Origin of the sequence: Janthinobacterium sp. SUN120 (assembly GCF_030397735.1) — a bacterium.
In the GTDB taxonomy this organism is placed as follows: domain Bacteria; phylum Pseudomonadota; class Gammaproteobacteria; order Burkholderiales; family Burkholderiaceae_D; genus Janthinobacterium; species Janthinobacterium kumbetense.
Genome location: NZ_JAPUBW010000001.1, coordinates 26,571 through 50,568, shown reverse-complemented (window position 1 = coordinate 50,568; position 23,998 = coordinate 26,571). Strand labels below are relative to the sequence as shown.

The window sequence follows — 23,998 nt, the reverse complement described above, 5'->3', positions numbered from 1 at the left end:
CTCTCTGTTATAGAGCTGGCAATATAACAAAGCCGTGCCGGAAAGGACAGATTTTCAGGCCGCGCTGCGCGCCTCAAGCAGCAACTGTCGTATCTCCGGTACGCAGGAGCCGCAATTGCCGCCCGCCTTGACGCAGGCCGTCACCTGCGCCGTCGTCGTCAGCTTCTGTTCCACGATGGCCGCGCATATGGTGTTGCGCCCCACGCCAAAGCACGAACACACGGTGGGACCGGCGTCCATGCCCTTGCCGATGGGCTGGCCCAGCAGCACGCCGGCGCGGTCGGCCGCATCGAGCTGCGCGTGCGCAAACAGGCCAGCCAGCCAGCTGCGCGACGGCAGGTCGGGCCGCGGCGAGACATACACGCATTGCGCGATGCGCCCCTCGTCCAGGTGCACGGCGCGGTACACGCCCGCGCTGGCATCCGCATAATCGAGCCAGTCGGCATTCTCGTCCGTCACGCCCAGCAGCGCGCGCGCCCAGGCGCCCAGGTCGTCGATGCGCTGGCGGCCGGCCAGTTCGTAGCGCAGGAATTGCTCGCCCTGGATGCGCGTCCAGTGCGCCACGCCGCCCAGGTTCAAGGGCGTGCGGCTCAGGACAAACGCATGCCAGTGCACGCGGAATTGCTCGATGCGCACGGGCGTGTGCTTGAATTCCGGTTCGCCCGAGACGGGATCGACGACGGGATTGACGACGGCGCCCACGCGCGCGTCGGACGCATTCGCGTCGCTCCAGTGGATGGGCACGAAGACCTGGCCGCGCGCGATGCCGCCGCCATGCACGACGCGCGCCACCATCGCGCCCCAGGCGCTGGAGACGCGCGCCAGTTCGCCTTCGCGCACGCTGTACAGCAGCGCATCCTGCGGGTGGAGGTCGATGAAGGCTTCGGCGATATGCCCCGACAGTTTCGCTGCCTTGCCCGTGCGCGTCATCGTATGCCACTGGTCGCGCACCCGGCCCGTGTTCAGGATGAGCGGATAGTCTTCGTCGGGCATGTTACGCGGCGCGCGCGGCACCGTGGGCACGAAACGCGCGCGCCCGTCCGCATGCGCGAAACGGCCGTCGCCGAACAGGCGCGCCTGGCCCTGCGGCCACTGCTGCGGCGCCAGGGCGTCATAGCGCGCCGCATCCAGGCCGGCCAGGTGGCCCAGGTTGAACAGGCGCGCCGTTTCTCCCGCGTTGCGGAAGGCGGACAGGCGCGCGTGTTCGTCGAAAATGGCCTGCGGCGACGCGAAATCGAAGCCGGCATGGCCCATGCGCCGCGCCACGTCACACAGCACGTCCCAGTCGGCGCGCGCTTCGCCGGGCGCCGGCAGAAACGCCCGCTGGCGCGAGATGCGGCGCTCCGAATTGGTCACCGTGCCATCCTTTTCGCCCCAGCCCAGGGCTGGCAGCAGCACGTCGGCATGGACGTTCGTATCCGAGCCTGCGCTGATGTCCGACACCACCACCAGTTCGCACTTGGCCAGCGCGCGGCGCACCTGGTCCGCGTCCGGCATGCTGACCAGCGGATTGGTGGCGATGATCCACACGGCTTTCACTTTACCCGCCTCGATCGCGTGGAACAGTTCCACGGCCTTCAGGCCAGGCTTGCTTGCCATGCGCGGCGAGTCCCAGAAGGTTTGTACGGCCTCGCGGTGCAGCGGCTTGTCCAGCTCCAGGTGCGCGGCCAGCATGTTGGCTAGGCCGCCCACTTCGCGCCCGCCCATGGCGTTCGGCTGGCCCGTGAGGGAAAACGGCCCCATGCCGGGCTGGCCGATGCGTCCCGTCGCCAGATGGCAGTTGATGATGCTGTTGACCTTGTCCGTGCCGCTCGATGACTGGTTCACGCCCTGGGAAAACGCGGTGACGACCTTGCGCGTGGTGGCAAACGCCTGGTAAAACGCCAGCAAGGCGTGCGGGTCGACCTTGCAGATGGCCGCCACCTGCAAGGGGTCGCCGCAATCCACGTGGGCGGCCGCCAGCGCGTCGTCGAGGCCCGCACTGTGCTGCGTGACGAAAGCGTCGTCGATCGCACCTTCCCGCGCCAGATAGCACAGCAAGCCGTTGAACAGCCACACGTCGGTGCCCGGTTTCACGGGCAGGTGCAAGTCGGCCAGCTCGCAGGTGGCCGTGCGGCGCGGGTCGATCACCACCAGTTTCATGTGCGGCCGGGTTTCGCGGATGCGGGCGATGCGCTGGAACAGGATCGGGTGGCACCAGGCCGTGTTCGAGCCCACCAGCACCACCATGTCGGCCAGTTCCAGGTCGTCATAGCAGCCCGGTACGATATCCTCGCCGAACGCGCGCTTGTGGCCCGCCACGGCCGACGACATGCACAGGCGCGAATTGGTGTCGATATTCGCGCTGCCCACATAGCCCTTCATGAATTTATTGGCAACATAATAATCTTCCGTCAGCAGCTGGCCCGAGACATACAGGGCCACCGCGTCGGGGCCGTGCTCGGCGATGATGGCGCGCAGGCCGCCGGCCACCTGGTCCAGCGCGGCGTCCCAGGAGGCGCGCTGCAGCACGCCGTCGACGCGCACCTGCGGCTGCAGCAAACGGTTCTCCAGGTCCAGGGTGTCGCCCAGCGCCGAGCCTTTCACGCACAGGCGGCCCTGGTTGGCCGGGTGGGCCGTATCGCCGGCGATGCGGATGGCGCCGTCGGGCAGGCGTGTCGCTTCCACGCCGCAGCCGACGCCGCAGTACGGGCAAGTGGTTTTCACGGGCGTGCAGCTAGTCATGAAAGTATCCTGTTGGTCGCTGTCAGGCGGCCAGGGCGCACAGCGCCTGGCCAAACAATAAATGGGCGCGCAGCTTGCTGATGTCGCGGCGCTGCTGGATCAGGTCGAAATACCAGGGACCGTCCTGCACGTCGCCATACAGCACGGCGCCGGCCAGGCGGCTGCCCTGCACCACCAGGCGCTTGTAGACGCCGCGGCGCGGATCGCGCAGCACCAGGTCTTCGCTGCCTTCGCCGCCGATGATGTCGCCGGCCGAATACAGGTCGATGCCCGTCACTTTCAATTTGGTGGCGCTGGCCTGCTGCACGTAGCGGCGGTGGCCCGCGCCGGCCAGGTGCGCGCCGCACACGCGCGCCTGCTCCCAGATGGGCGCCACCAGGCCGAAGGTGGCGCGCCGGTGCTGCACGCATTCGCCCACGGCGTACACGCGCGGGTCATAGCTTTGTAGGCAGTCGTCGACGACGATGGCCCGTTCGCAGTGCAGGCCGGCCGCCTGCGCCAGCGCGATGTTAGGGCGCACGCCGGCCGTCATCACCACCAGGTCGGCGGGAATGCTGCTGCCGTCCGCAAACTGCACGCCTTCCACGCGGGTGCTGCCCAGGATGGAGGATGTTTGCGCCTGCATCAGGAAACGCAGGCCGCGCGCTTCCAGCGCCGTTTTCAGCAGCATCGAGGCGGGCGCGTCCAGCTGCTGGTTCATCAGGGCGCCGCTCATGTGCACCACCGTGACGTCCATGCCCTGGCGCTGCAAGCCGTTGGCCGCTTCCAGCCCCAGCAAGCCGCCGCCGATGACCACCGCGTGGCGGTGCTGGCGCGCCGCCTGCAGCATGGTGTCGACGTCGCTGATATCGCGAAAGCCGATCACGCCGGGCAGCGCGTGGCCCGGCACGGGCACGATGAAGGGCGTGGAACCGGTGGCCAGCAGCAGGCGGTCATACGCAACCGTGATGCCGGACAGCGACTGCACGGTGCGCGCCTGGCGGTCGATGCGCACGACGGGGTCGCCCGCGTGCAGGGTGATGCCGTTGTGCGCATACCAGTCGCGCGTATGCAGCATGATGTCGTCCACCGACTTTTCGCCGGCCAGCACGGGCGAGAGCAGAATGCGGTTGTAATTGCCGTGCGGTTCGGCGCCGAACACGGTGATGTCGTACAGGTCCGGCGCGAGTTTCAAGAGTTCCTCGACCGTGCGCATGCCGGCCATGCCGTTGCCGACGACGACCAGCGAGGGACGCGCAGTGGCCCTGACTGGCGGATTCACAGGGCCACCCACACCATGTCCGCAAACACGCGCGCCGGCCAGGCGGCGACCGAGTGTTCCGGCGCTTCGATGCACTCGCCGCTGGCCAGGTCGAAATGCTGCTTGTAGATGGGCGAGGCGACGACGACGCGCTCGCCGATACTGCCCACGAGGCCCCGCGACAGCACGGAAGCGCCCGCGTTCGGGTCGATATTGTCGATGGCGTACACGCGCGGCGCGGCATCGCCGACGCGGAACACGGCCACGTGGCGCCCATTGAGCAAGGCGCACACGCCAGTGTCGGGCACGATGTCGGTCAAGGGGCAGATGGCCACCCAGTTGTCGGCGGTGGCGCCGGAAAGTTCATTCATCGCATTCATGGCTCAAGCCTCCACGGCAAGGATGGGGATCACGGTGCCGCGGCGTTCGTCAAGCGTGGCGGGCCGGATCTGGCCCCGCGCTTCGACGAACACCACGTTTTCATCGTTCTTTTCGCTGTTGACGAAATGGCGGAAACGCTGGCGCACGGCGGGGTCCGTGACGGCCGCTTTCCATTCGCACGCATAGGTGTCGACCACGTGCTGCATGTCCGCCTCCAGTTCGTGGGCGATGCCCAGGCGGTCGGCCACGACGACGGACTTCAGATAATCGAGGCCCCCTTCCAGGTTGTCGCGCCACACGCTGGTGCGCTGCAGGCGGTCGGCCGTGCGCACGTAAAACATCAGGAAGCGGTCGACGTAGCGCACCAGGGTGGCTTCGTCGAGATCGGACGCCAGCAATTCCGCATGGCGCGGTTTCATGCCGCCATTGCCGCACACGTACAGATTCCAGCCCTTTTCCGTGGCGATCAGGCCGATATCTTTGCCTTGCGCCTCGGCGCATTCGCGCGTGCAGCCGGAAACGCCGAACTTGATCTTGTGCGGCGTGCGCAAGCCCTTGTAGCGGTTTTCCAGCTGGATGGCAAAGCCCACGCTGTCGGCCACGCCGTAGCGGCACCAGGTGGAGCCGACGCACGATTTGACCGTGCGCAAGGATTTGCCGTAGGCGTGGCCCGACTCGAAGCCGGCCGCGATCAGCTCTTCCCAGATGGCAGGCAACTGGTCGACGCGTGCGCCGAACAGGTCGACCCGCTGGCCACCCGTGATTTTCGTGTAGAGACCGTATTTTTTCGCCACCATGCCCACGGCGATCAAGCCGTCGGCCGTCACTTCGCCGCCCGGCATGCGCGGTACGACGGAATACGTGCCATCCTTCTGGATATTGCCAAGGAAATAATCGTTACTGTCCTGCAAGCTGGCGTGCACGGGAGAGAGCACGAAATCGTTCCAGCAAGAGGCGAGGATATTCGCCGCCACGGGCTTGCACACGTCGCACCCCAAACCCTGGCCATGCGCGCCCAGGAGCGCGCCGAAGCTGCGGATCTTGCCCACGCGCACCAAGTGGTGCAGCTCCTGGCGCGAGTACGCAAAGTGTTCGCACACGTGGTTGTTGACTGCCAGACCCTGCTTTTGCATTTCCGCCTTCATGATCTGCGTCACGAGCGGCACGCAGCCGCCGCAAGCCGTCCCCGCTTTCGTGCAGCTTTTCAAAGCGCCGATGGTGGTGGCGCCCCCGGCGACGGCCGCGCACAGCGCGCCCTTCGACACGTCGTTGCACGAGCAGATCTGCGCCGATTCGGGCAAGGCGTCCACGCCCAGGCCGACCTTTTGCTGGCCGTCCGCCTGCGGCAGGATCAGGAATTCGGGGGATGCCGGCAGCTCTATCTTGTTGAGCATCATCTGCAGCAAGGTGCCGTATTCGCTGGCGTCGCCCACCATCACGCCGCCCAGCAGGTATTTGCCGCAATCGGAGACGACGATTTTCTTGTAGATCTGCTTGCGCTCGTCCATGAACTGGTAGGAGCGGCTGCCCGGCGCATTGCCGTGCGGGTCGCCCAGGCTGGCGACGTCCACGCCCATCAATTTGAGCTTGGTGCTCATGTCGGCGCCCTTGAACGATGCTTCGCCCGCTTCTCCTTCTTCCTCCTGCAGCACATGGCGCGCCGCGATGCGCGCCATTTCATAGCCGGGCGCCACCAGGCCGAACACCAGGCCGCCCCACAGCGCGCATTCGCCGATCGCATAGATATCCGGGTCGGAGGTAACGCAGCTGTCGTCGATGGCGATGCCGCCGCGTGGCCCCACGTCCAGGCCGCAGGCGCGCGCCAGCTCGTCGCGGGGGCGGATGCCGGCCGAGAAGACGATCATGTCCGCTTCCAGGTGGCTGCCGTCGGCGAACTGCATGCGGTGCGTGGCCGCTTCGCCGTCGACGATGGCCAAGGTATTCTTTTGCGTGTGCACGGTCACGCCCAGTTCCTCGATCTTGCGGCGCAGGACGCGCGCGCCGCCTTCATCGACCTGCACGGCCATCAGGCGCGGCGCGAATTCCACCACGTGGGTGTCCAGCTTCAGATCGCGCAGGGCTTTCGCGCATTCGAGGCCCAAGAGCCCGCCGCCGATCACCACGCCCGTTTTTGACTTTCCGCCCCAGGCCAGCATGGCTTCCAGGTCTTCGATGGTGCGGTAGACGAAGCAGCCGTCGCGCTCCTTGCCCGGCAGCGGCGGCACGAACGGCGTCGAACCGGTGGCGAACACGAGTTTGTCGTAGATCAAGACTTCGCCCGTGCTGGCCGTGACGGTTTTCGCGGCGCGGTCGATGGACACGGCCCGCGCATTGAGCTTCAGGACGACGTTGCCCTTGTCGAAGAAGCCGGGCGCCACCAGCGACAGGTCGTCGGCCGATTTGCCGCTGAAAAATTCGGACAGGTGCACCCTGTCGTAGGCGGGGCGTGGCTCTTCGCACAACACGGTGACGTGCAGGTGCGGCGCGTTTTCCAAGGCCAGGCGTTCGAGGAATTTATGCCCGACCATGCCATGGCCAAGGACGACGATGTTCAAGGGGTGGTTCATTGCTGTCTCCTCAGGCCGCGGCCATGTTCGGTTCGGCCGCTTCGCGGGTAAAGCGCACGGCGATGGCGCACAGGGCCGAGATCACCACCAGCGCGCTGAGGATGATCAAGGTCTGGCGGATATCGCCCGTGCCCTTCATCAGGAAACCGGCCGCCACGGCGCCCACGTTGCCGCCCGCGCCGATGATGCCGGCCACGCCGCCCAGCGCGCGGCTGTCGATGAAGGGCACCAGCGCATAGGTCGCGCCGCACGCCATGTGGGTGAACAGGCCGAAGACCAGCATGGCGATGACGGCATACGTGACGCTGTCGACCTTGGCAAACCACAGCAAGCCCACGCCTTCGCCTATCATCAGTATGAACAGCAGGGTCACGCGGCTGTTCAAATTGCCGCGCAGGGCCAATTTATCCGACATCCAGCCGCCCAAAGCGCGGGCAAACAGGGCCAGCAAGCCGAAGCTGCCGGCGGCCAGTCCCGCCGATTTCAAGGACAGGCCGAAATGATCAACGTAGTACACGGCGGCGATGTTGTGGATGAAGATTTCGATGCCGAAGCAGGCGCCGTAGGTGACGAACAGCAGCCACACGCGGTAGTTGGCGCTGGCGGCCTTGAAGCTGTCCCAGCCACCGGCCGGAGCATGTCCGGCCTTTCCACCCTCAATAGCCACGCCAGCGGCGCGCAAGTCCGCGTAATTGCCTTCCGGGCAATCCTGCGTATAGCACCAGTAGAGGGCAGCCATCACCAGCATCAGCACGCCCGGCACCAGCAGCGCGATGCGCCAGCCCAGCGATTCGGACACGCCCAGCATCAGCACGGCGCCCAGCAGCAAGGGCATCAGCGCCTGCGCCGCGCCGCCGCCCGCATTGCCCCAGCCGGCGGCGGCCGCATTCGCCGTGCCCACCACGCGGGGCGCAAACATCACGGAGGTGTGATATTGCGTAATGACAAAGCTGGCGCCGACGGCGCCGATGCCCAGGCGGAAGAACAGAAAGCTTTCATAGCTTTGCGACGCGGCCACGCCCAGCACGGGTATGGCGCCCAGCAGCAGCAAACCCGTGTAGGTCTTGCGCGGGCCGTAGCGGTCGCACAATGGCCCCACGATCAGGCGCACGAGGATGGTGATGGCGACGGCCGCGATATTGATATTTGCCACTTGCGCCAAGGAAAGGCCGAACTCGCCCTTGATGACAGGCATCAGGGGTGCGCAGGCGAACCAGGCGAAGAAACACACGAAAAATGCCATCCACGTCAGGTGGAATGCGCGCATGGGCGGCGTGGCGAGGGAGAAGAGCGCAATGCGCGTTGCTTTTTGGCTGACCATGATGGTTCCCGAAGTATCCCGTTGATAAAACAAAACGGCGCCCGCCCCGCCGATGAGAAAAATCAGCCTGGGCGGACGCCGTTGTCCATGTGGTCCGTCGTTGGACCGTTGTGCGTTTATTCAGGGGATCGCCGTTGATCCGTATCTCTTGTGTAGCAAGCGCCGTGCCAGCTTTTGCAGGGGTACGCGGCGCCATTTGCACTGGCTTTGCGCCAGATCATGGCCAATCACGGTGCAAGCACGCCACTTGCTGGTGCATGCGGGAACCGGCACGTGGCAACTCTTGTCTAACTTACCATCTGAAGCAGTTGCGGGAGGCCACGATGCTCAAGACACTGCGCCGCTGGCGGCCGCCTTGGCCGCCGTGGCTCGCTTGCGCGTGTGCTGGCGTGTTGCTCATAACGTGGAGCAACAGTGCCGCCGCGCAAGATCCGAAGGAACACAGCGAACTCGATGCCACTGTCGTCGCGCCCTTCCGCGCCGCGCCCGGGGCACGGACAACGCAGGCACGCACCTTTCTGGTCCGCCTCGCCTATCCCGACGCGGGGCGCGCGCATGCGGTGCGCTGGACCTTGACCTTGTCCGGCCCAGGGCCGCAAGGCGCCGTGCTGCGGCGCTGGTCGGGCACGGAACAGGTGGGGGCCGGCGGCAAGAGCGTCGCCTTGCCCTGGGATGGCCGCGCCGACGCCGATGCGCGCGCACGGCGCGTGCCGGTCCCGGACGGTTTGTATGAACTGCGCCTGCTGGCCGTGGCCGATGCCGGCACGCCGCAGGAAGCGCAGGTGGAACAGCAATGGCACATCCAGGTGCAGCGGGGGGCCGGCGCGCCGCCCAGGGTACCCGCCTTCCAGGCGGGCTTGCAGCAACTGCCCAGCCTGGATGGCCAGCTAGCGTACCGCATCGTCTACGCCAACCTGCACAGCCAGACGCGCCACAGCGACGGCGGCGCGGCGCTCGATGCCTGTCATGGCGCGCAGGAACCGCAAACGGCGCCCTTCGGCCCCATCGATGCCTACAAGTATGCGCAGCAACATGGACTCGACGCCCTGCTGACATCCGAGCACAACCATATGTATGACGGTTCCGATGGCACCAACGCCGCTGCCATCCCGGCCGAAGCGACAGCCCTGTACCAGACGGGACTGGCCGAAGCGGCCGCGTATACGGCCGCCCATCCCGGCTTCCTGGCCCTGTACGGCATGGAATGGGGCGTCATCAACAAGGGCGGCCACCTGAACATCTTCAATAGCGACCAGCTGCTGGGCTGGGAAAGGAATGCCCTGGGCGAGCTGCTGGCCGACGTGGAAACGCCGAAAAGCGATTACGCTGGCCTGTACGCGCTGATGCGCGAACGGGGCTGGATCGGGCAGTTCAACCACCCAGCCTATGCGGGACAGTTTCTCGTCGATGGGCAGCCGCTGGGCTACACGCCGGATGGCGACGCGGCCATGGTGTTGTGCGAAGTCATGAACACGTCCGCTTTTTCCACCAACGACGAGGAAACGGAAACGCGGCGCAGCAATTACGAGGCGGCCTGCAACCGAGCCCTGGCGGCCGGCTATCACGTGGCCTTCAGCAGCAACCAGGACAACCACTGCGCCAACTGGGGAGCGGCTTACGGCAACCGCACGGCCGTGCTGGTGGCCAGCCCGGCCGCTGGCACGCCCGTGTCACGCGACGGCTTCCTCGAAGCGCTGCGCGCGCGCCGCGTGTTTGCCACCATGGACAAGCACGCGCAACTGCTGTTCACGGCCAACGGCAAGCTGATGGGCGAGCGCTTCGACAACCACGGTCCCTTGCACCTGGCCATCAGCTTCAGCAACAGCGCCGGGCGGCAAGCGGCCGCCGTCGCCATCTTCCACGGCGTGCCGGGAAGCAATGGCTCCGTCACACAGGTATCGGACCAGGCCGAACTCACCCTCACGCCCGCGCCCGGCCCCCATTTCTATTACGCGCGGCTGACGCAGGACGACGGCAATATCGTCTGGTCGGCGCCCGTGTGGGTCAATCAGTTGCCGTGACGGTGACAGCGGGGGCGGAATGCCGGGCCATCAGTTCGGCGACCCAGTCGATGAAGACGCGCAGTTTCTTGCTGACATGGCGGTTCGGCGGATAGGCGAGATGGAGCGGCATGGCGTCGACCGTCCATGCGGGGAACAGCGGCAGCAGCTCGCCCCTGGCCACGTGCGGCTGCGCCATATACTCGGGCAGCCACAGCACGCCCAGCCCCGCCACCCCGGCCGCCAGGTAGGCATTGCCATCGTCGATCGACAGCACGTACTGGCCATGGATCTTCACGCTCTTGCCCTCGCGGTGCATCACGTACGGAAAGCCGTTGCCGCTGCGTCCCCAGCGAAAGCGCACGATGCGGTGCGCGCTGTCCTGCAAGTCCAGCGGATGCAAGGGCGTGCCCACCCGTTGCAGGTAGGCAGGCGCCGCATACACGCCCAGCGGCAAGTCGGCGAGCTTGCGCGCCATCAGCGACTGGTCGGTGATGTCACCGCCACGTATCACGCAATCGACATTGTCGCCGATCACGTCGACCATGCGGTCGCTGGCGCCCATGTCGAGCACAATATCGGGATACCGCGCATGAAACCCGGGCAGCGCCGGCACCAGCAGCAAAGCGGCGAGCGGACTGGGCACGTCCACGCGCAACTGGCCACGCGGCAAGGCAGCGGCATGCGGCAAGCTCGTTTCGATTTCTTCCAGGGTGTCGAGCACCTGCACGATGCGCTCGTAGTAGACGGCGCCATCGGCCGTCACATTGACTTTGCGCGTGGTGCGGTTCAGCAACTTCAGGCGCAGCCGCGCCTCGAGCTGCTGCACCAGCTGCGTCACCGTGGTGCGGCTCATATGCAAGGTCGCGGCCGCCCGCGTAAAACTGCCCGTCTCGACCACCCGCACGAATGCCCGCATCGTATCCAACTTGTCCATCCACACCTCCGCCACCCGATTGTTTGGATTATACAAACAGTGCAGGCGATTCTGGCCGCTTTATCAGCAGGCTGGCAGCAGATAAAGTGTTCTCCAGGCAGCAACTTCGCTGCATCGACAAAGGAAAGCTGATGAAACGCGACGTCGTATTCCCTCCGGGCCGCCAAGCCCTGTATGAGCAGAACCGCTATTCGCCCGCCGTGCGCGCCAACGGCCTGCTGTTCGTGTCGGGACAGGTCGGCAGCCGCGAAGACGGTTCGCCCGAATCCGGGCTCGAAGCCCAGGTCCGGCGCGCCTTCGACAACCTGAATGCCATCTTGCAAGCGGCCGGCTGCTCGTTCGACGACGTGCAGGACGTGACCATCTTTATCGTCGACCCGCAGGCCAACTTCCAGCGCATCTGGGATATCGTGCAAGCCGGTTACTGGGGCGAAGCTCCCCACCCCACCGTCACGGCCGTTGGCGTGACGTGGCTGTATGGTTTCCAGTTCGAGATCAAGGTAGTGGCCAGGCTGCCTGGCCAGCACACAGCCCCCGGAAGCGCGCAGGAAAAATAGCGGCAGGTTTTCCCCTCGCACGATTGCCCGCCGCAAGGTGCGCTGGCGCTGATCTATGGCAACATGGCAGCGCCGTTTGGACAGCATGTTGACAGCAAGGCGGCGCAACCGACGAATGCCAGGAAACGGAATGAAGCCAAAAGCGCTGATCATCGCCAATATTGAAGCGTTCTTGCTGGAACCGCTGACGGCAGCGGGCTTCAAGTTCTCGCCAGGCCAGCTGACCTTCAAGCGCGCGCGGAACGAATTCGTCCAGACCATCCATTTCCAGGCCAACCGCCATAACGAAGAGCATGTCTGTGTGGCATTCTGGAGCCACTATCAGGTTTCATCCAGATCCTACACCTCATGGCACTAGGCGCGCTACGGTCATGAACCTGCCAATCCCATCATTGGCGCCGTGGCGGACTGCAGTATCCCGAACTGGCAATGCGCGAACGTGGACGGCGAAGCGCATCACCAGCTCGTCGATCCGGCCCAGAGTGCGACAGTCATGCACTGCCTGCGGCATAATCTGCAAGCATTTGCCCTGCCCTGGCTTGAGCGCCTGTCCAATTGGGAAAATGCCGCCCTGAGCCTGGTCGAAGCGCAAGACGCGCATGCCAGGGCCTGCGATTTTTATCTGATGGCGGGCCAGCAGGAAAAAGCCCTGTGGGCACTGAACGAGGGCCTTGCCTATTGGAAGAAAAATCCCGGCGCCTCTTTTCCCGAAGAAAAAGAAGCAATCGCTTTACGGATGGAGAAATACTTCAATGCCTAAACACGCTACGCCATGACCGAGATTACTTGCCCCTACGACGGCGACTGCGGGCGCAGCTTCGACAGCAGCGCCATGGATGCCCCCGATGCTGCGTTCTTAAACACGGCCATCGGCAAGAAAATGACGTTCATGTTCCTGCACTGTCCCGCATGCTCAAGGATGTTCCAGTTCAATCCGGTCGCCTGGACGGCACAGGCTAGCGAGACGGCCGCGCCCAGGGCCGCCAGGGTCGCGAAGAAAAACGGCAAGCAGCTGGAAAAATTGCTGGCCAGGGAACAAGTAATCGTGCCCCAGGCCTATCTCGCGCACCTCCGCAGCGCAAAGTCACTACCCGGCGTGGCGATTTTCAAGGACGAAGAGCCCTTCACGCTGTACAGCCTGGACGCGCTGTGCCAGGACGTCGATGTGGATGGAACCAGGGACCTGGCAGTCAGGCAACTGGCCGGCTTTGCCCAGGCCCTGGCGCAAGCGGCGGGAATGGGGGCGAAGCAGGCAGCACCGTTCAGCCTTGCCGAACTGGCGGATTGCCTGGCCATCGGCGAGGAAAACACGCGCATCCTGTTCATCGACAGCCGCGACAACGAGGCATTGTGGATCTATCACTGCGACGGCGGCGATGTTGAACAGACGCAGCTCACCTTGACCTCGCTGATCGGGCCTGGCATATGCTGAAAGGCACGACACGCCGCAGATTCTGCGGCCTGCGTCCATTCCAGCAAACAATATTGGAAAAGCATGCTATTTTTTAAGTAGTCGCCCATAGACACTGGTTCCTTACAGCAATCCATGGCACCATGGATGTGCCGTTTTGCCTGCAACGCGGCCTCCATCGGACCAACCAGGAACCCTACATGTCGTCATATCGCATTCTCGCCAGCAGCATGCTGCTCGGCCTGGCCGCAGCGGGCATTGCCCATGCACAAGCCCCCGCGCCCGCCGCCGCCAACACCGATCCCCACCTGTGGCTGGAAGACGTCCTCGGCGACAAGCCGCTGGCCTGGGTCAAGCAGCACAATGCCGTCACCACCAAGGAGCTGGAAGCCCAGCCCGGCTTTTCCGCCCTGCAGGCGCGCCTGAAAACCATCCTCAATTCCAAGGAACGCATTCCCTACGTCAGCAAGGAAGGCGAGTATTACTACAACTTCTGGCGCGACGCCCAGCACGTGCGCGGCATCTGGCGCCGTACCACGCTGGCGCAGTACCAGCAGGCCGAACCCGCGTGGGAAACCGTGATCGACCTCGACCAGCTGGCCGCCGGCGAGAGTGAAAACTGGGTCTGGGGCGGCGCTTCCTGCCTGTATCCGAAGGGCGAACGCTGCCTCATTTCCCTGTCGCGCGGCGGCGGCGACGCCAAGGTGGTGCGCGAATACGACGTGGCCAAGCGCGCCTTCGTCGAGGGCGGCTTCACCCTGCCCGAAGCGAAGGGCAGCGCCAGCTGGATCGACCAGGACACCCTGTTCGTCTCCACGGATTTCGGCCCCGGCTCGATGACCAGCTCCGGCTACCCGCGCATCATCAAAGAGTGGCAGCGCGGCACGCCGCTGGCGCAGGCGCAAACGCTGTATGAAGCCAAAGCCGACGACCTGAGCGCGGGCGCCTACAAGGATTTCACGCCCGGCCACGAACACCAGTTCATCGAGCGGCAAATCGATTTCTACAGCGGCGAAATGTTCCTGCGCGACGGCGCCGAGCTGAAGAAAGTGCCGAAACCGGACGACGCGACGGCCTTCACCGTGCGCGACCAGCTGGTCATCACCCTGCGCTCGGACTGGAAAGTCAATGGCAAGACCTATGCGCAAGGCTCATTGCTGGCGACCGACTTCAAGTCCTTCATGCAGGGCAAGCAGGTGCTGGAAGTGCTGTACGCGCCCACGGCCACGTCTTCGCTGGACAATGTCACGGCGACGAAATCGGCCATCCTCGTCACTACCCTGGACAAGGTCAAGAACCGCCTGACGGAACTGCGCCACGTGAACGGCAAGTGGCAGCGCCGCGCCGTCGATGCGCCCAAGCTGGGCACCCTGGCCGTCAGCGCGCTCGATCCCGTCGACTCGGACCAGTACTTCCTGACGGTGACCGACTTCCTCAACCCCACCACCCTGTACCTGGCCACGGCGCAAAGCGACAAGCGCACAAAGATCAAGTCGCTGCCCGCCTACTACGACGCGGCGCCGTACAAGGTGGAGCAGTTCGAATCGACGTCGAAGGATGGCACGAAGGTGCCGTATTTCGCCATCATGGGCAAGAAGACGAAATTCGACGGCAGCAACCCCACCGTGCTGTATGGCTACGGCGGCTTCGAAGTGTCGCTAAAACCGAGCTACAGCGGCACCACGGGCGTGGCGTGGCTGGAAAAAGGCGGCGTGTATGTGCTGGCGAATATCCGCGGCGGCGGCGAATTCGGCCCCCGCTGGCACCAGGCGGCGCTGAAGGAAAACCGCCAGCGCGCGTATGACGATTTCATCTCGGTGGCGCAGGATTTGATCCAGCGCAAGATCACCAGTCCGCGCCGCCTGGGCATCATGGGCGGCAGCAATGGCGGCCTGCTGACGGGCGCCGTGCTGGTGCAGCGTCCCGACCTGTTCAACGCCGTCGTCAGCCAGGTGCCGCTGCTCGACATGCGCCGCTATAACAAGATGCTGGCGGGCGCCTCGTGGATGGGAGAGTATGGCGACCCGGACGTGCCGGAACAATGGGCGTACATCAGCAAGTACTCGCCGTACCAGAACGTCTTCAAGGACAAGAAATATCCGCGCGTGCTGTTTACCACCTCGACGCGCGACGACCGGGTCCACCCTGGCCATGCGCGCAAGATGGTGGCCAAGATGGAAGAGCAAGGCCACGACGTGCTGTACTGGGAAAACACGGAAGGCGGCCATGCGGGCGCCGCCAATAACGACCAGCAGGCGCTGATGTGGGCGCTGACCTACACCTTCCTGCTGGAGCAGCTGAAGTAAGGAAGTCGAAGTAAACCCGGCCTGATGGCCCCCCGCAAGACAGAACGCCTGCACCGGATTCCGGCGCAGGCGTTCTGCTTTTGGTGCTTACTTCGCCTGCGCGCTGGGGCGTTCGGCGATGCGGTCGCGGTAGGCCTGCAGGTGCTGCAAACCTTCCGCGCCGGGGCGGTATTTCATCAGGCCGCGCGCAAACTCCAGCGCGCAGAAGGCCGTGATGTCGGCAATGGTGAAGCGCTCGCCGGCGATGTACGGCTGCTGCGCCAGCACCTGGTCCAGCCATTGCGCCATCTCGCGCAGCTTGCCCGCCTGCGCCGTGGCGAAATCGGGAAACTGCGGGTTTTCCAGCGCCACCAGGGCCGGATGGCCGTGGCGCACCCAGTTGGCGGCGGCGCTGAACAAATGCAGTTCCACGCGACGGTCGGCCATTTCGATGAACGCGCGCTCCTCGAAACCTTCGCCCATCAGGTTCGGCTGCGGCTGCAAGCCTTCCAGGTAAGTGCAGATGGCGCGCGTCTCGGTCAGCACGCGCCCGTCTGCCAATTCCAGCACGGGCACGCGGCCCAGCGGGTTTTTCGCCAGGAAGGCGGGATCGCGGTGCTGGCCCGCCATCAGGTCGAGCGCCACTTCCTCGATGCCGGCGATGCCTTTTTCGGCGATGAACATGGTGACACGGCGTGGATTCGGCGTGCGGGGGCTGATATACAGTTTCATGTGCAAGTCTCGTCTCGTTAGGGTGGTTGACAATCAGGTGCGGCACCGGCCTGTGGCAAGGCGGTCAGGCGCCCATCATACCAGCGCACCGTGATGGTGCGGCGCTCCCGGCGCGTTGACTTTGCCCCCGTTTCCACTTAGATTGCTGTACGGGAACGCTGGCTTCCAGTTCCAGCGATGTCCCCCAACCGCCATCAACGCTCGCAGCCTACCCGGCCGGCGGGCGTTTTACCCATGAACGAAGGGCATACCATGCATCGCACACCGACTCCGCGTTTCCGCCGCAGCCAACTGGCCGCCGCCGTCCTGGCCCTGGCCGCCGTCGCCGCCTTTACCCCGGGCCACGCCGCACCGGCCGCCAAATACGCCTCGACCAGCCACTCCCCTGGCACCACCACGCAGCTGCCGCGCGGCGTCACGCCCCTGCACTACATCCTGTCGATCACGCCGGACGCCGCCGCCTCCACCTTCAAGGGCGCAGCCGCCATCAAGGTGGCCGTCGACACGCCGACGGCCAGCATCACTTTCAATGCCCTGAACCTGGCGTTTTCCGCCGCCGCAATCGAAGGCGCGGGCGGCAGCAAGCAGGTGACGCGCAAGATCGATATCGACGCGGACAAGCAGACGGCCACCGTGCATTTCGCCGAGCCGCTGGCCAAGGGCGAGTACCTGTTGCGCATCGACTACACCGGCAAGATCGGCACGCAGGCCACGGGACTGTTCTCGCTCGACTACGACACGCCGCAAGGACGCCAGCGCGCGCTGTACACGCAGTTCGAGAATTCGGACGCGCGCAGCATGCTGCCGTCGTGGGATGAACCGGACTACAAGGCCACCTTCGCGCTGGACGTGGTCGTCCCGAGCAGCCAGATGGCCGTCGGCAACATGCCGATCGCCAGCAGCGAAGAACTGGGCAATGGCATGAAACACGTGTATTTCGCCACCACGCCGCGCATGTCGACGTATTTGCTGTTCTTCGGCCTGGGCGACTTCGAGCGGGCGACAAAGATGGCCGACGGCACGGAACTGGGCGTCATCACGAAGAAGGGCGCGCTGGCGCAAAGCCGCTTCGCGCTCGACGAGTCGGCCGCCCTGCTGCGCGAATACAACGATTATTTCGGCGTGCGCTACCCGCTGCCCAAGCTCGACAACATCGCCGCGCCGGGCCGCAGCCAGTTCTTCGGCGCCATGGAAAACTGGGGCGCCGTGTTCACCTTCGAATACGGCTTGCTGCTCGACCCGGCCATCTCGACCCAGTCGGACAAGGAAAACATCTACACCACCCTGTCGCATGAAATGGCGCACCAGTGGTTCGGCGACCTGGTCACCATGCGCTGGTGGGACGACCTGTGGCTCAACGAAGGCTTTGCCTCGTGGATGGAAAGCCGCACCACGGAGCGTTTGCACCCGGAATGGAACACGACCCTGTCCAAGGTGGGCGGGCGCGAATCGGCCATGAGCCAGGATGCGCTGCGCACCACGCATCCGGTGGTGCAGCGCATCGCCACCGTGGAACAGGCCAGCCAGGCCTTCGACGGCATCACCTACCAGAAGGGCAAGGCCGTGATCAGCATGCTCGAAGCGTACGTGGGCGCCGACACGTGGCGCACGGCCGTGCGCAGCTACATGCGCAAGCATGCGTATGGCAATACGGTATCCGACGACCTGTGGCGCGAAGTCGACGCGGCCGCGGGCAAGCCTGTCAGCGCCATCGCCCATGATTTCACCCTGCAGCCGGGCGTGCCCATGATCACCGTGGGCGACGCCGTGTGCAGGAAGGGCAATACGCGCGTGACCCTGACGCAGACGGAATTTTCCAAGGACCAGCCGGACAAGAAACCGCTGTCGTGGAAAGTGCCCGTCATCGCGTCGACGGTCGGCAACGGCAAGCTGGCCCGCGTGCTGGTCAAGAATGGCAAGGCCACCCTGAACGTGCCCGGTTGCGGCGCCCTGCTGGTGAACGCGGGCCAGAGCGGCTACTACCGCACCCTGTACGCGCCGGCCGGCACGCACGCGCTGGCGGGCAGCTTCGCGCGCCTGGCGCCGATCGACCAGCTGGGCTTGCTAGCGGACAGCCAGTCGCTGGGCATGGCGGGCTTGCAAGACCCGGCCGCTTTCCTGGAACTGGTGAAGGCCACGCCCCTGTCGGCCGACCCGCAAGTGCTGGGTCGCGTGGCCGGCTCGCTGAACGGCCTGTATGAACAGTATGCGGGCGACACGGCGCGCCAGCAGGCTTTCGCCCGCTTTGCCATGGCGCGCCTGGCGCCGATGATGGCGCAGACGGGCTGGGAAGCGCGCGCGGGAGAAGCATCGAGCGTGGCGACCCTGCGCGGCCGCCTGATTGCCATCCTCGGCGACATGGGAGAGCCCGGCGTGATCGCGGAAGCGCGCCGCCGCTACGCGGCCAGCGAGCAGGATCCGTCCGCCATGCCCGCGCCGCTGCGCCGCACCATCCTGGGCGTCGTGGCACAGCATGCGGACGCCGCCACCTGGGAACAGCTGCACGCCAGGGCGCAGCAGGAAAAGACGCCGCTGGTCAAGAACCAGCTGTACGACTTGCTGGCCTCGACCGACGACGCGGCCCTGGCGCAGCGCGCGCTGGCGCTGGCGCTGACGGATGAACCTAGCGTGACCAACAGCCCGGCCATGATTTCGCGCGTGTCGCGCAGGCATCCGGAACTGGCCTTCGACTTCGCGCTGGCCCACCTGGAGCAAGTCAATGCGCGCATCGACGCCAGTTCGCGCAGCCGCTACTTCCCGCGCCTGGCCGCCGGCTCGGCGCAGCCGGAAATGATCGCCAAGCTGGAAGCGTATGCGCAGGCCAACCTGCCGGCCAGCGCGCGCGGCGACGCCGACAGTTCCGTGGCCGGCATCAAGTACCGCATCAAGGTGCGCACCGAGCGCCTGCCGGCCGTCGACACATGGCTGGCCAAGCAAACGGGTTAAGCGCCCGCGCCCGGCGCCGCAGTATGGCGGCGCCGGGCATTTTCCGGCCCTGCACGAAAATCCGGGCAAAAAAAACCGGCTTCGCAAGTCGCGGCAGCCGGTTGAAACGCTGTTTCAGAGCGCAGGGATAAAACGGAAAACACATGAAAAAGTGGAAATCGTGCCGGTCATTGAGGTGTCCGGCAACCTTGCGCCCGGGGTTTCCGTGCGCCATGTATCCACTATGCCAGCCCTTCACTTAAACAGGCTTAGGACTTCATTAAAGCCTCTTCATTTTCCCGCTTTCACCCTGCATGCCTTGCCATCGCAGCAATTTCACGCTGCGCCGGCCTGTCTGGTGCCGATGGTTGAGCTCACCGGCTAAGCTGTTGAGTCATGCCTGCATCCTATCGCTCCCGGAACGTAGTGATTTGCGCACCGCATGCTGTGTGCCAACAAAAGCATCATAACAGCGGCATATGACCGCCTTATGACGTAGCGCTAAGGTGCGCCGCCCTCCTTTGCGGAACTCTTGATACCCGTCAACTCGATCTCCACGCGGCGGTTCGGCTGCAGACAGGCGATCAGGGCCGCGCCCGGCGCCACCTTCTCGCAGGCGGCGACGGGTTCCGCCTTGCCCTTGCCATACGCGCTGATGACATTGGCGATGCCCTGTTCACGCAGCAACTGTTTCACCGTCAAGGCGCGCCGCTCGGACAAGGCCTGGTTATAGCTGTCCGAACCCAGGCGGTCCGTGTGTCCTGTCACGGACAGCGTATCGATCTGCACATAGCCCTGCTTCAGGCGCGCCGCCAGGTCGCGGATTTTCTCGATGCCCTGCGGCAGCACGTCGGCCGCGCCCGCCTTGTCGAAGCGGAACAGGGCGTCCATGTCCAGGGTGATGCGTTCATGCTCGATACGCGGCGGCAAGATGTCCGACGGCGTTACCCGCTTCGGCTGGTCGGCAGGACAGGATGCCGCGGCGGACTGGGCGGCCGCCTGCGCATCCTCGGCCAGTTGCACGTACGGGTTCGCGTGGCGCCAGCCCTGCTGCTTGTATTCGTTGCCCGCATGCGCCAGTTCCACTTCGCCGCACGCCACCTTTTGCGCCGCACAGGCGAAGCCGGGCGAGGCGCGCAACTTGCCGAAGCCGGCCCACAGGTCGTCGCGCAAGCGCGTGGCGTCGTTCACCAGCGGTGTCGCATCGCCGGGATTGGGCGTGCTGCCGTCTTCCAGCGCGGCAACAATCTTCGCCGATTCCTGCAGCGCCTGCAGGGGAAAGGCCGAGCGGTCGTTGCGCGTGTATTCGTGGAACGATACGTCCAGCCAGCATTGCGCCTTGGACAGGTAATAGTCGCCCACGCGCACGCCGCCGTCGTTGAGCTTCTTGATGCGCTCCTGCAGCAGCCGGTACGCCTGCTGGTCGGCAGAGACGGCCTGGTCGCTGATGCGCAGCTGGGGCATGGCCAGCGGCGCCGCCGGCAGGGTCGGCGTAGCCGCCTGGGCCAGGCCCATGGCCAGCAGGCCGGCCAGCGGCAGCAGTTTCATCGTCGTGGTCATCATCGGTGTCATCGTCGGTATCAGTGAGGAAGTCATGGTAGCTTTCATGGCCGGGCCAGGGTACGGTTGATGGTGGCGTCTTTGCCTTTGAACAAGTTTTCATCGAATTTGAAGCGCAGGCGCAAATAGGGGCCGCGGGCCGTGTAGTCGGCGCCCGTCAGGTCGCGGTCGGAAAAGCCCGACCAGTTGTGGCCGGCCGACAGCCACAGGTTTTGCGCCAGCAGATAGCCCACTTCGACGCCGTTGGCCCACTGGCGGCTGCCCCCTTGCGGGCTGCCCATCACGGCCGCCAGCACGCCGATGTCCCAGTTCTTGCTGATGTCGTACACGGTGCGCCCGGAAAACAGCCACGCCGTGTACTTCTCTTGCCCGGCGGGCAGGTTCTTGTCGTTATTGTGCTTGGCGGCAACCCTGCCCGTGAACCACCAGGGACGGCTGGGGTGGTAATCGAGGTGCGTGGAAACGATATGCGCGCGGTAATTGTCGCCATCGATCTGCGACTGGTCGCGCACCGTCTTGTACTCATAGCGGGCCAGGCCGTTGAAACGGTTGTCGTCGACGGGACGCCACGCAAAGCCCAGTTGCGCCCGGTCCTGCAGCACATTGCCCACGGGCGCGCCGCTGGCGTCGTCGTTGTTGCGCGTGTACAGCAGATAGTTGCGTGCAAGCAAAGTCCAGTCGCGGCTCAGCTTGCGCGCCCAGGCGATAGTATTGAGCCATTGATCCTGGCGCTGGTTGCCCGGCGCGATGTCGCTGTCGAACAGGCGCCGGTACTCGAGCTTGACGGAGCCGCGCCACAGGGGATTGACCGCATAGTCGAAGCCTGCCGCCACGGCCACGGCTTGCTGTTGCTGGCCGTTCATGACTTTCAGGTATTCCACATTCGTGTTCGCCGCCAGCCCTTCGCCCAGGTTCCACGTGTTGCGCAAGCCGGATGCCAGCTGCAAGTCGCGCTGGTTGCTGAGGCTGTAATCCATGGCGTCGCGCATGCGGTACTCGCCGAACACGGTGCCGCCCGGCATGTAGCCCGTATCCGCGCCGGCGACAAAGCTGGTGCTGCGGTCGGCCGGATTGAGCGAATACGCGGACGCCAGCCCCGTCTGGTTTTCATAGCGCGCATACAGCCGGCTGCGTTCGGCCAGCTGGTATTGCGCACCCAGGCCGTAGCGGTGCTGGTCCGCGTCGGCTATGCTTTTTTCCACGTCGCCATTCAGGGTCCAGCGGTCCGTGGCCTTGTATTGCGCGCCCAGGCGCACGGTGGTGGCATCCAGCGGCACCGTCGCGCCCGCGCCCACGCCGGGATTGATCGGCGCAAACGTGGTGATGCTGCCGCCCGTGACGGGGTCGATGGCCGTGTTCGCCGTGCCGTTGCCGAAGAAGCCGCCCGTGGGATTCAAGCCCGTGCCCAGCGGCGACGTGTTCGGCGCGATGCCGGCCGTCGACGGCATGCCGCCGCTCTCCTTCATGTGCTGCACGGACACATCGAGCAGCCAGCGCTCGCTGGCATTCCACGCCACGCCCAGGCGCTGCGCATCGCGGCGGGCATCCGTGCTGCGCTCGTCGCTGCGGATGGCCTCGCCATACACGGTGACGGCGGGACTGAGCTTGTAGCCCGCTTTCAGGCCCGCCTCGCCCCGCCCGCCCGTGATGCCGGCCGCCGTGTTGTTGAAATCCTGGTCGGAACGGTTCCAGAACGCTTTCGCTTCCAGCTTGTCATCCTTGTGCTGCAACTCGATCCGCGCCGCATTGCCGCTGACTTCATCGCGCAACTCGCCCGCCTGGCCCGACGGCGTCGTGTAGATGCTGCCGCCCACGCTGTAGCTGGTGGACGTGGTGCGCGCCACCTCGACCACCAGCAGGCTGTGCTCGCCGAGGCGTACACCCGCGTTGACACTATGCAATTTGTACGGCGACAAGGGATTCCTGTCTTCCACGGCCGAGCCGCCGAGCGAGACCATCTTGCCCAGCTGCACTTGCCCATCCACGCCCACGGTCCAGAATTTCTCGCCGCCCTGGTCCACCTCGTAGCTGATGCGTATCGATTGCGGGTCGCCATTCGGCGTCAGCGCGGGAATCGCCTGCTTGAACAGGATGCGCCCGCTGAACGGCTCGAAGCTGTAATCCTCGAAGCGGCGCAGCGGCGTCGCCTGCACGATATTGCCGTTCTGATTCTTGTCGCGCACCACGATCTCGATCTTTTCCGAGTTTTCGATGGCGTTGTTGTTGCGCACGGCGAACGGCCCCGAGGTGCCGTTCGCCCGGTATTCCTCGACCACCTGCTTCAGGCTATCGTTGATGGCAAACGCATTCGCGACGATGCCATCCTGTTCATAATGGCCGCGGCCGCCCGTGGCCGTGCGGTTGTACTGGCCCAGTTTTCTCTGCTGCAAGTTCGCCACGGCGCCGCCGCCCGTCATCTGGCTGAAGCCGTCTCCCGTGGCAAAGTCGCCGTACAGCACATAGCTTTTTTGCCGGTCGATGCGCACATATAAACGGTCGCTGGAGCGGGCGTCGAAATTGCGCACGGAACTGTCACCGTACACGGGATAGAACTCTTCCGGATTGACATCGCGCAAGAGGCGCGCGCGCGTATCCTTGTCCGAATCGTAGGCGGCCGTCAGCAAGGCGTCGCCTCGGATAGTTCCCTTCAAAAACATCGCCGCCCGGCCCGCCACGTTGGCCTTGCCATTGTTGAACGCCCGGCTCCAGCGCTGGATGTCGCGCTCGAAACCGTCATTGAAGCGCGACGGCGCAATGTCGCTGCTCGACAGGCTGCGCTTGCTGATGATGCCGTCGATCAAGCCCACGGCCAGCATGTCGCGCAATTCCGGCAAGAAACTGATCGTGCCCTGCGCCGCCACACTGCCGGCCGACACGCGCAGCAGCACGTCCTGCGGCGTGGCGGGAGCCAGCAGGCTGAACGTCGCCACGCCGTTTTCCACCGCCAGCTGCGTGCCGGGCGTGACCTTGTCGGCGTCGCGCCGTTCCGGACCCAGTTCATCGGTGCGGGCGCCGGGCAGCAGGATGCGCCCGCCGCTGGCTTCGATGGTCAGCAAAGCCTTGCCCGCCAGGGGCTGGCCCTGCTCGTCAAACAGGCTCACCGTCACCTTGACGGGGCTCTGGCCATCGGCCGGCACGCCGTTTCCGTCCGTCTCGACGGCGATGCGCGCCACGCCCCGGTTGATGGCGTAATCGGTGGCGCCCACCTTGCCGGCAAGGAAGGATGGCGCCGCCACGGCGGAGCTTGCCGCATGGTCCGGCAAGGGCAGTTGCGCCAGGCTGGCCGCCGGCAAGGCCAGCAGGGCCAGCGCGGCCGCCATGCGCCGGGGCGCGGGGAGAGTTCTCTTCATGGCTTGTT

Annotated in this window: 16 protein-coding genes; 7 read left to right on the top strand and 9 right to left on the bottom strand. The window is 65.2% G+C overall.

Annotated elements, in window-relative coordinates; translation table 11 throughout:
* Positions 1-54 precede the first annotated feature (54 nt).
* Genes O0879_RS00135 through O0879_RS00115 form a run of 5 tightly spaced genes read right to left on the bottom strand, consistent with a single transcriptional unit; the run spans position 55 to position 8,233 of the window.
* Complete coding sequence (locus tag O0879_RS00135; protein ID WP_289914167.1) at positions 55-2,724, bottom strand: nitrate reductase; 2,670 nt, start codon at positions 2,722-2,724, stop codon at positions 55-57.
* A 22-nt stretch (positions 2,725-2,746) separates the two neighbouring features.
* Positions 2,747-3,985: an FAD-dependent oxidoreductase gene (locus O0879_RS00130; RefSeq protein WP_289914166.1), complete on the bottom strand. Its 1,239-nt coding sequence runs from the start codon at positions 3,983-3,985 to the stop codon at positions 2,747-2,749.
* Entirely contained in the window at positions 3,982-4,335 is a 354-nt protein-coding gene (gene nirD, locus O0879_RS00125; protein ID WP_099667321.1) for a nitrite reductase small subunit NirD, read from the bottom strand. The genes O0879_RS00130 and nirD overlap by 4 nt, the downstream gene beginning before the upstream one ends.
* A 12-nt stretch (positions 4,336-4,347) precedes the next feature.
* Complete coding sequence (gene nirB / locus O0879_RS00120; protein ID WP_289914165.1) at positions 4,348-6,912, bottom strand: nitrite reductase large subunit NirB; 2,565 nt, start codon at positions 6,910-6,912, stop codon at positions 4,348-4,350.
* Positions 6,913-6,922: 10 nt separating this feature from the next.
* Complete coding sequence (locus tag O0879_RS00115; RefSeq protein WP_289914164.1) at positions 6,923-8,233, bottom strand: MFS transporter; 1,311 nt, start codon at positions 8,231-8,233, stop codon at positions 6,923-6,925.
* A gap of 389 nt (positions 8,234-8,622) precedes the next feature.
* On the opposite strand from O0879_RS00115, the gene O0879_RS00110 reads away from it, so the two are divergent.
* Entirely contained in the window at positions 8,623-10,254 is a 1,632-nt protein-coding gene (locus tag O0879_RS00110; protein WP_289914163.1) for a CehA/McbA family metallohydrolase, read from the top strand.
* Here the strand turns inward: O0879_RS00110 and O0879_RS00105 are convergent.
* Complete coding sequence (locus O0879_RS00105) at positions 10,238-11,170, bottom strand: LysR family transcriptional regulator (protein ID WP_289914162.1); 933 nt, start codon at positions 11,168-11,170, stop codon at positions 10,238-10,240. The genes O0879_RS00110 and O0879_RS00105 overlap by 17 nt on opposite strands.
* A gap of 128 nt (positions 11,171-11,298) precedes the next feature.
* On the opposite strand from O0879_RS00105, the gene O0879_RS00100 reads away from it, so the two are divergent.
* The 5 genes from O0879_RS00100 to O0879_RS00080 all read left to right on the top strand — a co-directional run bounded on the left by O0879_RS00100 (position 11,299) and on the right by O0879_RS00080 (position 15,444).
* Positions 11,299-11,727, top strand: a complete 429-nt coding sequence (locus tag O0879_RS00100; RefSeq protein ID WP_289916119.1) for a RidA family protein — start codon at positions 11,299-11,301, stop codon at positions 11,725-11,727.
* Between the two features lie 130 nt (positions 11,728-11,857).
* Complete coding sequence (locus tag O0879_RS00095) at positions 11,858-12,085, top strand: DUF4304 domain-containing protein (RefSeq protein ID WP_289914161.1); 228 nt, start codon at positions 11,858-11,860, stop codon at positions 12,083-12,085.
* 81 nt (positions 12,086-12,166) lie between these two features.
* The gene (locus tag O0879_RS00090) at positions 12,167-12,487 is read left to right on the top strand and encodes a hypothetical protein (RefSeq protein ID WP_289914160.1); all 321 of its coding nucleotides are present in this window, start codon (positions 12,167-12,169) and stop codon (positions 12,485-12,487) included.
* A gap of 12 nt (positions 12,488-12,499) precedes the next feature.
* Positions 12,500-13,159 carry a hypothetical protein gene (locus tag O0879_RS00085; protein ID WP_289914159.1) on the top strand — a complete coding sequence of 220 codons (660 nt, stop codon included), beginning with the start codon at positions 12,500-12,502 and terminating at the stop codon, positions 13,157-13,159.
* Positions 13,160-13,338: 179 nt separating this feature from the next.
* Entirely contained in the window at positions 13,339-15,444 is a 2,106-nt protein-coding gene (locus O0879_RS00080) for a prolyl oligopeptidase family serine peptidase (protein ID WP_289914158.1), read from the top strand.
* 87 nt (positions 15,445-15,531) lie between these two features.
* Here the strand turns inward: O0879_RS00080 and O0879_RS00075 are convergent, their stop codons facing one another.
* The gene (locus O0879_RS00075) at positions 15,532-16,155 is read right to left on the bottom strand and encodes a glutathione S-transferase family protein (protein WP_289914157.1); all 624 of its coding nucleotides are present in this window, start codon (positions 16,153-16,155) and stop codon (positions 15,532-15,534) included.
* A gap of 252 nt (positions 16,156-16,407) precedes the next feature.
* Between O0879_RS00075 and O0879_RS00070 the strand changes: the two genes are divergently transcribed.
* The gene (locus tag O0879_RS00070) at positions 16,408-19,101 is read left to right on the top strand and encodes a M1 family metallopeptidase (RefSeq protein ID WP_289914156.1); all 2,694 of its coding nucleotides are present in this window, start codon (positions 16,408-16,410) and stop codon (positions 19,099-19,101) included.
* A gap of 480 nt (positions 19,102-19,581) precedes the next feature.
* Here O0879_RS00070 and O0879_RS00065 read toward each other — a convergent pair whose 3' ends face one another.
* On the bottom strand, positions 19,582-20,676 hold the full coding sequence (locus O0879_RS00065) for an OmpA family protein (RefSeq protein ID WP_289914155.1): 1,095 nt from the start codon (positions 20,674-20,676) through the stop codon (positions 19,582-19,584).
* Between the two features lie 8 nt (positions 20,677-20,684).
* Positions 20,685-23,990, bottom strand: a complete 3,306-nt coding sequence (locus O0879_RS00060; RefSeq protein WP_289914154.1) for a hypothetical protein — start codon at positions 23,988-23,990, stop codon at positions 20,685-20,687.
* Positions 23,991-23,998: the final 8 nt, after the last annotated feature.

Coding starts and splice junctions, on each gene's coding strand:
- O0879_RS00075 (WP_289914157.1), bottom strand. CDS start 16,155: ATGAAACTGTATATCAGCCCCCGCACGCCGAATCCACGCCGTGTCACC.
- O0879_RS00085 (WP_289914159.1), top strand. CDS start 12,500: ATGACCGAGATTACTTGCCCCTACGACGGCGACTGCGGGCGCAGCTTC.
- O0879_RS00095 (WP_289914161.1), top strand. CDS start 11,858: ATGAAGCCAAAAGCGCTGATCATCGCCAATATTGAAGCGTTCTTGCTG.
- O0879_RS00105 (WP_289914162.1), bottom strand. CDS start 11,170: ATGGACAAGTTGGATACGATGCGGGCATTCGTGCGGGTGGTCGAGACG.
- O0879_RS00065 (WP_289914155.1), bottom strand. CDS start 20,676: ATGACTTCCTCACTGATACCGACGATGACACCGATGATGACCACGACG.
- O0879_RS00080 (WP_289914158.1), top strand. CDS start 13,339: ATGTCGTCATATCGCATTCTCGCCAGCAGCATGCTGCTCGGCCTGGCC.
- O0879_RS00070 (WP_289914156.1), top strand. CDS start 16,408: ATGCATCGCACACCGACTCCGCGTTTCCGCCGCAGCCAACTGGCCGCC.
- nirB (WP_289914165.1), bottom strand. CDS start 6,912: ATGAACCACCCCTTGAACATCGTCGTCCTTGGCCATGGCATGGTCGGG.
- O0879_RS00135 (WP_289914167.1), bottom strand. CDS start 2,724: ATGACTAGCTGCACGCCCGTGAAAACCACTTGCCCGTACTGCGGCGTC.
- O0879_RS00115 (WP_289914164.1), bottom strand. CDS start 8,233: ATGGTCAGCCAAAAAGCAACGCGCATTGCGCTCTTCTCCCTCGCCACG.
- O0879_RS00060 (WP_289914154.1), bottom strand. CDS start 23,990: ATGAAGAGAACTCTCCCCGCGCCCCGGCGCATGGCGGCCGCGCTGGCC.
- nirD (WP_099667321.1), bottom strand. CDS start 4,335: ATGAATGAACTTTCCGGCGCCACCGCCGACAACTGGGTGGCCATCTGC.